The sequence below is a fragment of the Paraburkholderia sp. AV2 genome, from assembly GCF_054968425.1.
Genome location: NZ_JBANLK010000033.1, coordinates 67,906 through 80,049, shown reverse-complemented (window position 1 = coordinate 80,049; position 12,144 = coordinate 67,906). Strand labels below are relative to the sequence as shown.

At 64.3% G+C, this 12,144-nt stretch carries 11 protein-coding genes and 1 pseudogene; 5 read left to right on the top strand and 7 right to left on the bottom strand.

The window, feature by feature from the left end; translation table 11 throughout:
• Positions 1-99 precede the first annotated feature (99 nt).
• From V8683_RS21530 to V8683_RS21520, 3 genes are all read right to left on the bottom strand, one after another.
• Positions 100-1,161: a HoxN/HupN/NixA family nickel/cobalt transporter gene (locus V8683_RS21530; protein WP_411192767.1), complete on the bottom strand. Its 1,062-nt coding sequence runs from the start codon at positions 1,159-1,161 to the stop codon at positions 100-102.
• Between the two features lie 483 nt (positions 1,162-1,644).
• Complete coding sequence (locus V8683_RS21525; protein WP_411192768.1) at positions 1,645-2,505, bottom strand: class I SAM-dependent methyltransferase; 861 nt, start codon at positions 2,503-2,505, stop codon at positions 1,645-1,647.
• Positions 2,506-2,646: 141 nt separating this feature from the next.
• Entirely contained in the window at positions 2,647-3,495 is an 849-nt protein-coding gene (locus V8683_RS21520) for a helix-turn-helix transcriptional regulator (protein WP_411192769.1), read from the bottom strand.
• Between the two features lie 93 nt (positions 3,496-3,588).
• On the opposite strand from V8683_RS21520, the gene V8683_RS21515 reads away from it, so the two are divergent.
• Positions 3,589-4,485, top strand: coding sequence for an SDR family oxidoreductase (locus V8683_RS21515; RefSeq protein ID WP_411192770.1), 897 nt, complete (start codon positions 3,589-3,591; stop codon positions 4,483-4,485).
• A 57-nt stretch (positions 4,486-4,542) separates the two neighbouring features.
• On the opposite strand, the gene V8683_RS21510 is transcribed toward V8683_RS21515, so the two are convergent.
• Positions 4,543-5,679: a transporter substrate-binding domain-containing protein gene (locus tag V8683_RS21510; protein ID WP_411192771.1), complete on the bottom strand. Its 1,137-nt coding sequence runs from the start codon at positions 5,677-5,679 to the stop codon at positions 4,543-4,545.
• Between the two features lie 159 nt (positions 5,680-5,838).
• Here V8683_RS21510 and V8683_RS21505 point away from each other — a divergent pair, with 159 nt between their 5' ends.
• Positions 5,839-6,207 (top strand): hypothetical protein, encoded by a 369-nt coding sequence (locus V8683_RS21505; protein ID WP_411192772.1) that lies wholly within the window; start codon positions 5,839-5,841, stop codon positions 6,205-6,207.
• A 38-nt stretch (positions 6,208-6,245) separates the two neighbouring features.
• Positions 6,246-6,725 (top strand): VOC family protein, encoded by a 480-nt coding sequence (locus V8683_RS21500; RefSeq protein ID WP_411192773.1) that lies wholly within the window; start codon positions 6,246-6,248, stop codon positions 6,723-6,725.
• 29 nt (positions 6,726-6,754) lie between these two features.
• On the opposite strand, the gene pstS is transcribed toward V8683_RS21500, so the two are convergent.
• Complete coding sequence (gene pstS / locus V8683_RS21495) at positions 6,755-7,777, bottom strand: phosphate ABC transporter substrate-binding protein PstS (protein WP_411192774.1); 1,023 nt, start codon at positions 7,775-7,777, stop codon at positions 6,755-6,757.
• Between the two features lie 157 nt (positions 7,778-7,934).
• Positions 7,935-9,419, bottom strand: a complete 1,485-nt coding sequence (locus tag V8683_RS21490; RefSeq protein ID WP_411192775.1) for an MFS transporter — start codon at positions 9,417-9,419, stop codon at positions 7,935-7,937.
• Positions 9,420-9,802: 383 nt separating this feature from the next.
• Here V8683_RS21490 and V8683_RS21485 point away from each other — a divergent pair.
• Together V8683_RS21485 and V8683_RS21480 are read left to right on the top strand one after the other, a co-directional pair.
• Positions 9,803-10,027, top strand: a pseudogene (locus V8683_RS21485) (hypothetical protein); the annotation flags it as partial.
• 3 nt (positions 10,028-10,030) lie between these two features.
• A complete protein-coding gene (locus V8683_RS21480) occupies positions 10,031-10,588 on the top strand; it encodes a sugar O-acetyltransferase (RefSeq protein ID WP_411192776.1) in 558 nt (185 codons plus the stop codon).
• On the opposite strand, the gene V8683_RS21475 is transcribed toward V8683_RS21480, so the two are convergent.
• Positions 10,585-12,081, bottom strand: a complete 1,497-nt coding sequence (locus tag V8683_RS21475; protein ID WP_411192777.1) for a mannitol dehydrogenase family protein — start codon at positions 12,079-12,081, stop codon at positions 10,585-10,587. The genes V8683_RS21480 and V8683_RS21475 overlap by 4 nt on opposite strands.
• Positions 12,082-12,144 lie beyond the last annotated feature (63 nt).

Sequence of the window (12,144 nt, the reverse complement as noted above, 5' to 3'; positions counted from 1 at the left end):
GTCTGCTGGAACATCTTCAGCCGAGCTGAGCGGCCATTTTGAACTGGCCTTTAAGCGTCTTCCTGGATTCGAGCGTTTCCGTCGTCGCGGGCCTCGTTCTCAGGGCTGCGGACTCGTTTTCGCCTCATCGTAGCGCCTGACGCGATAGATCACCGCCGAGGCGATCCAGCTAAGCGCAAAAATGCCGATGATGATGTAGCCAAGGACTCCGAAATTGTCGTTGAGCGAACCGATCGCGTCCCAGAGCACCCCCTTCAGATTGAGCTGATCCGCGAGCAGGCCGAGCGCCTCGATGCCGCCGATCACGATCGCAACCACAATGGAAACCAGCGTGATCGTCATGTTGTAGTAGATCTTGCGCAGCGGCTTCTGGTAGGCCCAGCCATAGGCGCCCAGCATCAGATGGCCGTCCAGCGTGTCGATCAGCGACATGCCCGCGCTGAAGAGTACGGGGAACACCATGATCGCCCATGGCGAAAGCCCTTTTGCCGCCTGCGTTGCCGCGATGCCGAGCAGTCCTATTTCCGTAGCCGTATCGAAGCCGAGGCCGAACAGGAAGCCAATGGGATACATGTGCCAGCTCCGTGTCACGAGGCGAAAGAGCGGGCGGAAGAGGCGTGCCAGGAAGCCGCGGTTGGCGAGGAGCATGTCGAAGTCGTCGTCAACATAGGCGCCGCCGCTGCGCACGTGTTTCCATGCACGGTAAATGCCGCGCAGAATCAGGAAATTCATCAGCGCGAGCGCGAAGAGAAAGAAAGCGGAAACGAGCGTGCCGATCACGCCGCCAATTTCCTTGAAATTGTCGAAGCGATCCTGCATGGCCGAAGTTGCAAGCGCCACGGCAACGGAAGCCAGCACGACGACGGTCGAGTGTCCGAGCGAAAAGAAAAATCCCACGGCAACGGGCCGCTTCTTCTCCTGCATGAGCTTGCGTGTCACGTTGTCGATGGCCGCAATGTGGTCGGCGTCGACAGCATGGCGCAGTCCGAAGCCATAGGCGAGCATCGCAGTCCCAAGGAGTACGGGATAAGCGTGAAAGGCGGCAAGCGCCCACACCCATGCGAGTACGTTGATGGCAATCAGTACGCCATGGATGCCGAACAGTTTGCCGCGGACTTTCGAGTCCGAGTCGTTGAAGATCTGGATGAGGTGATCAAGCATTAACAATCTCCCGCAATGCCGGCTTTCCGCGGCGCTTATGTTGTGGCGTGGCCCTTTGCGCTTATACATCGCCGATAGAGCCAAGTCGATTCCGTTTTGCGTTGCGCCAGCCGCTTTTGCTTTCGGGTTGCTTGCTATTGCCGCCGGCCGCTTGTCGTGCCTGCGCACGACGATGCGATTCTGGTGGGTTCCGTCGGGAGACGGGAGGGAGGCGACGGGGAAGGAGGGGAGCGAAGCTGTGTACCGGCGACACAAAAGAAAACGCGCCGGACAAGACATCTCCGGCGCCGAAGGTTGGCTCTGCTTGGCGTCTCGCTTACAACTGCATGAGACAGGGTATGGCCCGTGGTATGCGGCGGCAAGTCGTTGGCTCCGCTGCCCCGTTCCATGTCTGTTTTAACGGCCGCAGCGCTGCGAAGTTGAGTACGTAGAATCCCGGGTAGGCGTCGCGTCGCCAGATGCGGCCCGGGGCTTCGGCTTCAGTCAGGTCGTGGCCAGAAGGAACGATTCGCCGCTGGCCGGTTTCAGGCCATCGCTGCGGCCCTGAAAATAGCGGCGCGTCAACTCGCCCGTACCCACGTGCCGTGCTTCGCGAAACCCGGCTTCGCGCGCGAGCGCCACCATCTCGTCGGGGCTGAAGAAGCTGATGAACGGTGTGCCGGCCGCGCGGGCGCGCGCATAAACGAATTCGTGCTGCGCGCGTTCGGCGGCGTCTTCGATCAGGTCGAGCGGCAGCAGGAAGGTCATCGCGAGCGTCGAGCCGGGTGCGAGTTGCGCGATCTGGCGCAGGGTCGCGAGATTGGCTTCCCGCGTGAGGTACATCGAGACCCCGGTGGAGGCGATGACGGCCGGTTGCTGCGTTGCAAAGCCTTCGTCGACGATCCGCGTCCACCACGACTCGCCCGCTTCGAAATCCACGGGCACGAGCCGTAGCCCGTCCGGCACGCCGTATCCCAGCGCGTCGAGCCGCTCCCGTTTCCAGGCCTGCGGGCTGGGCTGGTCCACTTCGAATACGGTAAGACTCCCGGCGACTTCGGGCCGGCGCTGGGCGAACGTGTCGAGGCCCGCCCCGAGGACCACGTATTGCGCGACGCCGCGCGCCGCTTCATCGGCAACGAGGTCTTCGATGAAACGCGCCCGCGCGACGATGGATGCGCGATAGCCTCGCGTGCCGTTCAGGTCCATGTCGGGGCGCTCGCGCCAGCCTGCGGGCGGGGCGGCGAGCCGCAGGCCGATCGTGTCGTCTAGCACGTGCGGCGCAGGATCGGCTTCGACGTGCAGGGCGCGCCACAGCGCGACGCGAATGGCGGTGCTGTCCGGTTCGGTGCGGGGTGTGTCGGTCATGCGGGCTCCGTGGGTGATGAGAGTGGAAGAGGCTGGCCGATAGCAGGCCGAGGTGCATAGGCTCACGCGGCCGCTCGCGGGTTCGACGGTCGGCCGCTGCGTCATGCGCCCGATATCTTCCGGGCGCGCGGTGCACTTCGTTCAGGACTGCTCGGGAACGGGTTCCGTGTTCATCACGGCGCTGATTTTGGCGGCGTCGGCCGGCGTGGCGGGGTTGTACACCACCATCGTGAGGTCCGGCCGCCCGTCCACGGCAAACGCCGAATGCTCGAACGAGAAAGGACCGAACACAGGATGGCGGATGTGCTTGACGCCTTCATGCGGGACGGGGACCGTATTCTCGCGCCACATGGCCTCGAACTCGGGGCTCGCATGGCAGAGTTCGTCGACGAGTTCGCTCACGGCCGTCGCGGCGCCCGCACGGGCCACGTCCACGCGGAACGCGCCCACCACGAATCGCGCGACACTCTCCCAGTCGTATTGAATGGCGCGGGCACCCGGATTGAGGAACATGTTGCGCAGCACGTTACGCTGCGCGGGCGCGACCGCGCCATAGTCCATGAGCATGACCGTCGCGGCCCGGTTCCAGGCCACCACGTCCCAGATTGCCGTGCGGATCAACGCGGGGCAGGGGTGCATCGTATCGAGCACGCGCTGCAGCCGCGGCGTCACGCCTTCGTTGCTGCGGTAGCGGGCCTCGGGCGGATGACCGAGGCCGAGCAGGAAGAGATGCTCGCGCTCGACGTTCGTGAGCATCAAGGCGTGAGCGATGCGGTCCAGCACGTCGGCAGACGGCGCGCCGCCGCGGCCCTGCTCGAGCCACGTGTACCACGCCGCGCTGATGCTGGCCCGCTGGGCGACTTCCTCGCGGCGCAGGCCGGGTGTGCGCCGCCGCTGCGACGTCAGGCCGAATGCCGCGGGATCCAGCTTCGTGCGGCGGTCTTTCAGAAAGTCGCCAAGCAGATGGGGACTGCCATTGGGTTCGCTCATCCTGTTACTTTTTATAACACGATAACGTCACTACTTTACCACGATAAGACGTGCATCGATATTAGTCGCACATAAACCCTGGAGGACTTCATCATGCGTGTATTCGTAACGGGTGCCACGGGCTGGGTGGGGGCGGCGGTCGTCAAGGATCTGATTGCGGCGGGCCATAGCGTGCTCGGTCTTGCGCGTTCGGAAGAGAGCGCGCGTGCGCTGGCAGCGGCGGGCGCCGAGGTTCAGCGCGGGTCGCTCGACGATCTCGATGTGCTTCGAGACGGCGCCGCGCGGAGCGAGGGCGTGATCCACACCGCGTTCAATCACGACTTTTCGAAGCTCGTGCAGAACTCCGAACAGGAACGGCTCGCCATCGAAGCCATCGGCGGTGCGCTCGAAGGCTCGGGGCGCCCTTTCCTCGTGTCCTCGGGCGTCGCGCTGCTCGCGCCGGGCCGTGTCTCGACGGAGGACGACGGACCCCACGTGTCTTTGCCCGCGTTTCCGCGCAACCCCGAGCGGATTGCCGGCGCTTTTGCTTCGCGCGGCGTGCGCGTGGCCGCGATCCGGCTCTCGCCCACCACGCACGGCATCGGCGATCACGGCTTCGTCCCGCGATTGATCGCGATTGCCCGCGAGAAAGGCGTCGCCGCTTATGTGGGCGACGGGCAGAACCGCTGGCCTGCCGCCCACCGTTTTGACGCGGCGCGGCTTTACCGGCTCGCGCTGGAGCACGGCGCCGAAGGCGGCCCGTTCCACTCCGTCGCCGAAGAAGGGGTGCCGTTCAGACAGATCACGGAGGCGATCGGGCGGGGCCTGAACGTTCCCGTGGTCGCGATTTCGCCGGAGGAAGCCGGGGGCCATTTCGGCTGGTTCGCACGGTTCGCGTGCGTCGATTGCCCGAGCTCCAGCGAGCGGACCCGCGCGCGCCTGGGCTGGCAGCCGGTGCAGCCGTCGCTGCTGGCCGATCTGGAACAGCGCAGTTATTTCGCTGCCGCCTGATTTGCCGCCCGATAGCGGCCGGGCCGCGCGTAGGTCATCGCGCGGCCCGGCCAGGCGTCAGTCCTCCGTCCCGAACCACTTGTTGTAAATCCGCTGCCAGGTCCCGTCCTCGCGCATGGCGAGGAGGGCCGCGTCCACGCGCCTGCGCAGCGCGCTGTCGACCGGGAAGACGAAGCCCACGTCGTTCTGGTTGAACTCGGGCCCCACCAGCTTGAAAAGGCCTTTGCCCTCGTGGGTCGCGACATAGCTGAGCCCGGCCGAGCCGAGCACGACGGCATCGACTTCGTCCTTCGCCAGCGCCTCGTACACATCGCGGTTGCGCGCGTACTCGACCACCTGCGCGCCGTGGTCGTGCAGCCAGGGTACGGCCGAGCTCCCGGCCAGCGTGGCGACGTTCTTGCCCACGAGATCGTTGGGCCCGTTGATCGCGCCGCGAATGTGCTGCACGGTCAGGTTCGACGTGAGTTCCGCGGTGTACGACGCGACGAACACGATTCCGACGAACATCCAGATCAGTGCCATCCCGCGCGAGATCCACAGGCGGCGCGGCTCGTCGGCCTGCGTGAGCAGCGTGGAACCGGACCAGTAGATGGCGCGGAAGATGTTGGGGAAGTAGGGCTCCCGCTCGCCGCGCTTGCGCGCGTGCAGACAGTCGACGAACCAGACCACGTGCGCGGCGAGCACGGTCAGCGCCATTGCCGCGGCGAACCACAGCAGCGTCGTGCGCGAAACGAGCAACGTGCCGAGGCTGCGCAGCGGCGTGACTTCCTCCGCTTCGCCTGTATCGCGCACCATCACGCGCAGGCCGGCCTCCATGATCGGATAGGAGAAGTCGAACTCCCGGTCGCGCTCCACGCTATAGAACAGCCCGGACACGGCGATATCCGCTTTGTCCGCGCGCAGCGTCTGGAATAGCGCGTTCACGTTCGGCGTCACGTCGTAATGCGTCTGCAGATGCAGTCGCGTGGCGATCTCGGTCCACAGGTCGATGGAGAAACCCGTGAGCTGGCCGTTCTGCTGCATGACGAACGGAGCGATGACGAAGGTGCTGACCCGTACCGCTGAGGCCGATGACTGGGCGTGCGCGTGAGGGGCGAGGAGCGCAGCCAGCGCGAGCAGCCATGCGCGGATGAGCACGCGCCACGGCGCGAAACGCGCAGCCGGAATGGAGCCTGCCGGACCACATGCTTTCATGAACGTCCACCGTCCTTTTCGTTTTGGTTGGCATGGGGGAGACGACTGATGCTGGGAGCTTAGCGGGCCGGCTGCACGCTGTCGAGAGCGGCGGGGCGTGGGTGGGCTTCCGGGGAATCCGGGCCAGTCGGGTCAGTCGGGTCAGTCGGATCCGGGCGGATGGGCCATTCGACACCGCCGCCGGAATCGTCCACAATCCGTGAGCGGTTGCGAAGCAAGGGCGATGTTGTTCCATGGGAGCGGGAAACGGTGAAACATGCGGGTTGGGATGCACTCGGCCGCCTGGAGAGCTTGCTTGGCGCGTTGCGTGAATGCTCCGAATTGAAGGAGCGTTCGAGAGGCGTATTCTACTGGAAATCGAAACCGTTCCTGCATTTTCACGAGGACGTTGGCGGGCTCTATGCGGACGTGAGAACCGGTCCGGAATTTGCGCGCTTTCCCGTGAATTCCGAGTTGGAGAAAGGCGCGCTGATGGAGGAAGTCAGAGCGGCCCTTTCGAGTGCGCCGCGGTCCGGGCCAACCGGCTGATGCCAGCCGACGGCGCGTGCTTTCAAAAGGAGATTGCGATGGCCGAGCTTGTCACCTGCCTGTGGTTCGATCAAGGTAAAGCCCGCGAAGCGGCGGAATTTTATGCCGCCACTTTTCCCGATAGCCATGTCGATGCAGGTCACGTCTCCCCGATACCGGGCATTGGGCACGGGCCCGAGTTGACCGTCGAGTTCACCGTGCTAGGCAGACGCTTCGTAGGACTGAATGGCGGGCCCAACTTCAAGGCCAGCGAGGCGGTCAGCTTCATGGTCCTGACGAATAGCCAGGAAGAGACCGACCGGTATTGGAACGCGATTGTTGGCCGTGGCGGCGAGGAATCGGCCTGCGGCTGGTGCAAGGATCGCTGGGGATTCTCGTGGCAGATCACGCCGGCGCGGCTGCTCGAACTCGTCAACGGGGCCGACGTTGGCGCGGCGAAGCGGGCCATGGAAGCGATGATGCAGATGAGAAAGATCGATATCGTGGAGATCGAGCGCGCGGCGGCGGCAGGCGCTTGACGAGCCGCGCCGCGCACGCGATTTAACCGCTATTTGATCGACTGGATCTGCGCCTGGCTCAATTCCCAGGTATGCGGCGGCAAGGGAATGAAGTGCGCCGAGGTCAGCCAAGCTTCGTTGTCTTCCGACGGCACGATCGTCCAGAGCAGGAAGCGGCGAATCGCGGCGGCGGTGGCCGGGTCGGGCTGCCTGGTGGAGACCACCGCGTACTCGTAGTTCACGAGCGGGTACGAACCGCTGGCGGGCGCGAACACCAGCGTCAGGCGCTCGTCCGCCGGCGTGCGCGCGCCAAGCGAAGCCGCGCCGGCCATGATCGTCGCCTGGGTCGGCAAGACAAACTCGCCGGCGCCGTTTTTCAGCGCCGCCGTGCCGATCTTCGCCTGAGCAATGCTGTCGCTATAGCTCACGCCAACGTAACCAATCGAATAGTCGGTCGACTGGATCGTCTTCACCATTCCGGCATTGCCCACGGCCGTCAAGCTGCCAGGCACGCTGGGCCATGAGATCGTCGTGCCATAGCCGTGATCGCTCTCCCACGAAGGCGTGGAGAACGTCAGGAACTGCGTGAACACGAAGGTATCGCCGGAGCCTTCCGCGCGGCGGATCGGCACGATCGCGTGATGAGGCAGCGTCACGCCGGGGTTGAGCGCCGCGATTTGCGGCGCATCCCAGGAGCGCACGGCCCCCGAATAAATGCCCGCGAGCGTCGGGCCATCCAGCTTCAGGTGCGTTGCGTTCAGACCCGGCACGTTGTAATTGACCGTCTGGGCCGCGATTGCCAACGGCACGTTGATGATCTGCGGATTCTGCCGGATGTCGGCATCCGACATATAGGCATCCGAAGTGCCAATATTCACCTTGCCCGCAATCACCTGCTGGATTCCCGCCTCGGAACCGGTGGCGCCGGTGTTGATGTGAACGCCAGGATGCGACCGGGTGTACTGCGTCACCCAGGTCGTGAAGAGCGGATAGAGCAGGGTCGAGCCCGTCTCGCTGAGCGTCGTCTCCTGTGCGAAGCCGGGCGCGCTGGTCAGCATCGCGATCGCAGCCATGCCGAACGTCCGTCCAGCAAACCTGATCCACCGTAGCCAGAATGCCTGGCACTTACGCGGGTAAGCCATGCGAATCTCCGTCGCCTTGTTGGGAAGCCATTGGTTCAATCGCGTGCCTGATTCCCGGATCGGGAATCGGGCGCCGCATACGGACTGCTTACGACTGGCGACCGATCTGGTCGAGATTGACCCCATTGGTTTCGATGCGGAACATCCAGGTGACCACCGCACCCAGGATCGACGTACCAACGAGGATGTAGAGAAGCGGACCGGTGCCGATGCTGCTGAGAAGAATCGGGAACAGGAAGGCCGTGGCCACTGCGCCGATCTTGCCCACCGCCGCGGCGAAGCCCGCACCCGTTCCGCGGATCGCGGTGGGGAAGACTTCGCCGGCCAGCAGATAGGTTTGCGCGTTCGGACCGAGATTGGTCATGAAGTTGAAGAGCATGAAGCCCGCGAAAATCATCGCCGTCTTGGTCGTGCCATCGAAGCCGTCGGAGAGCGACGCGATCAGCAACCCGACTGCGCAGCCAACGAAGCCGACGACCTGCAGCCAGATACGCCCAAACTTGTCCGCAAGCGCGACGGCGAAGATGATGCCGATGATCAGCAGGCTCGTGATGAGGGCGGCGCCTTTGGCGGCGAGGATATCGTTGAGAATCAGGTCGGCAATGCTGCGCACGTGATCGGGTTTGGCGCCGAACGCCGTGGCGAGAATCGTCGGCGTGAAGATGCCGATGCCGTAAGTGCCCAGATCCTGCAGGAACCAGGGCGCCGAGGCAAAGATGGTCGCGCGCAGGTTTTTCCGCTCGAACAGCGCGAGGAAGCTGCCTTTCTCGTGCTCGCCCTTGCCGACCACGACGAACTCGCGCGCGAGGACGATCTCGGCCGGATATTGCGGAGAACGAACCAGCAGCCGACGGGCGGCCAGTTCCGCGCGGTCGGTCGCGCCGCGTACGTGCAGCCAGTTCGGGCTTTCGGTAATGAAGAAGCGCCCGATGGTGACGAGCAGCGCGGGGAAAATCGCCGTGCCGTACATCCAGCGCCACGCGTCGAGAGTCGGCACCATCGAGAGCACCAGGAAGCCGACCCCGGTTCCCGCCAGTGCGCCCACGGCCTGAAACGCGAAGGCGGCCAGCACCAGCTTGCCCCGGCTCGTGCTCGGAATGCTTTCGGAGATGATCATGTGGGCCGTGGGATAGTCGCATCCGAGCGCCACGCCCAGACCGAACAGGCAGACCACGAGCGAGACGAAGTTCGCGCAGAACACCAGCAGCACGAGAAACGCGACGAAGATGATCATCTCGACGATGAACATGCGTTTGCGTCCGAAGTGATCGGACATGCCGCCGAGGCCCACTGCGCCGACGAGAATGCCGCACAGGCTTGCTGCGCTGATGAAGCCGTTCTGCGCCGCGCTGATGCCGAACTCGCGCGAGATCAGCGGCAACGCCACGCCCGTCATGAATACGACGAAGCCTTCAAAGAACTTTCCGGCGGCGGCGAGTGACCAGATGCGCCACTGCATCCCCGTCATCGGGATCGACGGAAGGCGCGTGCCGTCCGGCCACATCGGCCGCTCGTCGATGTACTCCTGAACCGACTTGATCGCGGCTTTCCGAAAGTCGTTTGTAGTCGCCATGTCTTGCATCCGAAAGCTCCTCGTCTGATGATTACCGGTACATCGGCGATTCTCGTATGACCGGCCCGCGCGACTCGCAGCGCTATGCGGATATCGCACAGTCCGGGTCTATGCTCCGTTCAAGGCGACGTGGAACATGGGGTTTGTTGCCGAGGCCGCGCAGTAAAACTGCCGCCCGGTCGCCATTTCGTGACGGGATGGTGACGCTCGCCGGTGTCGGGAGGATGACAGGCGCCCAGGAAATCGGTTCGGCGTGAAAAGAGGGAGGGCCGCCCGGCGGTGCCGATGCCAGTCGATGATCTTTTCGGCCGGCAGTCTGTGCGGCAACGCACAATCCATCGACATCGGGCTGATTGTATTCACGCCGTCCGCAATTTTTTCGGGCCGACTACCAGCCATACTGGGTTGCGCGCGCGGATCTGCTTGCGCGTGCCGGCACGAGGGCCGAAGCCCTCGGCGCGTATGATCTCGCGATCGGACTGGCGCGCGATCCGGCCGTGCGCCGGTTCCTGCAGCGCAGGCGCGCGGCGTTGTCGCCGGCCAGCGGCCTGAACCGCTCCGCTTCCGCCGCAACTGGCAACCACGACACCGCAACGGGAGGAGCGTAGCGAATGGCAAATGACGATCGCACCAGGATAATTTCCAGGAGGACGCCGGAATCGGCGGCAATGTCAGCAAACGTCCAGCGAGCGATGACGCTCACCGCCGCGCTCAACCGGTTGACATTCAACGATGCCGCTGAAATCCGCGCCTTGTTCAGCGATCTGATCGGCAAGCCGGTGGACGACAGCTTTTCGTTGATCCCACCGTTCTATACGACCGGCGGGGTCGATATCCGTGTCGGGCGCAATGTCTTCATCAATCAGAATTGCACGTTCTATGACCTTGGCGGGCTCGATATTGCCGACGACGTGATGATTGGGCCCAACGTGAGCCTCATCACGTCCGGCCATCCCCTCGAGCCCTCCCGGCGGCGCAATGGTGTCATCGCGAAGCCCATCGTGATCGAGCGAAACGTCTGGATTGCCGCCGGTGCGATCGTTATCGGCGGCGTCACCGTGGGCGAGAACTCGGTTGTCGCGGCGGGATCGGTGGTCACGAAGGACGTTCCCCCGAATACGCTTGTCGGTGGGAATCCGGCGAGGGTCATTCGGTCGATTGACGGTTAGGGGTGCTTCGAACATTCGCAATGCGCATAGTCGTCGATGGCTGAGCGTGCTCCGCTTCGCAACGCACGCCCGGCGCGCAAGAGCGATTCGCGCAGTGCCGGTTCATGCGCGAGCGAAGCGGGAAATACCTCTCTAACGGCGAGCATCGCGTCGACAAGACCTGCTTCGTCACGCGCATCCAGAGCGATCTTCGATAACCGGTCGGCTAACGGATCGTTGATCGCGTAGCGTTCGCCGCTGTCTGCGCGTCCACGCAGGAACGTGAACCATGCCGCGACTGCCAGTGCCAGGCGTTCGATGGATTGCCCCGCGTTGAGGCGCGCCTCGATCGTTGAAAGAACGCGCGGCGGGATCTTCTGGCTGCCGTCCATTGCGATCTGGGCGCAGCGGTGTCTGAGCGCGGGATTCGCGTAACGTTCGAGCAGTGCGTCGCGGTAAGCAAAGAGATCGAACGACGCCGGCACCTCCAGGGTGGGTGCGATCTCGCGCGTCATCATGTCGTGAATCAGTTTCTTCAGCGGCGCGTGGGCCACGGCATCGCTAATCGTTTCGAAGCCGGCAAGCAGGGACAGGTAGGCCAGCGCGGAGTGCGTTGCGTTCAGCATGCGCAGTTTCGCTACCTCGAACGGCGCGACGTCGTCCACCAGTTGCGCGCCGGCAACCTCCCACGCGGGGCGTCCCGCCGGAAACCGGTCCTCGATAACCCATTGACGAAAGGGCTCGCACGGCACCGGCGCTTCGTCTCGCAGGCCGAGCGCGGTGGAGGCGGCTTCCCGGTCGGCGTCGGTCGTGGCCGGCACGATGCGGTCGACCATCGTCGACGGGAAGGCGACGTGCGCTTCGATCCACGCCGCGAGGCGGGCGTCGAGCTTTTGGGCGAACGAACAGACGGCTTGCCTGAGCGCTGCGCCGTTGTGCGAGAGGTTGTCGCAGGAAAGGACCGTGAAAGGCGGGATATTCGCGTCGCGCCGCGCCTTGAGCGCGGCGGTCAGGATGCCGGGAACCGTTGTCGGCTCGTTCGGGTGCGCAAGGTCATGGGCAACCCCGGCATGCGCGAAATCGGCATCGCCCGTTTTCGGGTCGCGGCAATAGCCTTTTTCCGTGACCGTCAGCGAAACGATGCGCACGCGTTCATCGGCCAGCCGTTCGAAGAGCCGAGCGCGGTCGAAGGGCATCGCGAGAACTTCGCATAGCGCCCGTGCGACGGTGACCCGAATGCCGGCGGGCCCCCGCTCGACGACGCTGTACAGCCCGTCCTGCGCCATCAGCGCGTCGCGCTTGCTGACGTCGCCTTGCAGCGTGACGCCGCAAATACCCCAATCGCCGGGCTGAGCCAGCATCGCTTCTTCCGTGTAGAGCGCCGCGTGTGCGCGCTGAAAGTTGCCGACGCCCAGATGCACGATGCCTATGGCCGGCGTACGCCATTCCGGCGAGAGCAGATGGGAGCGCAACGCACCCTGATGGCGACGGGAAAGTCTTGATATTTCGGTCATTGGTCGATCCGGTAGACGAGCTGGGCGAGGGAAAACCCGCGATTGACCCTGCAACATACTGGT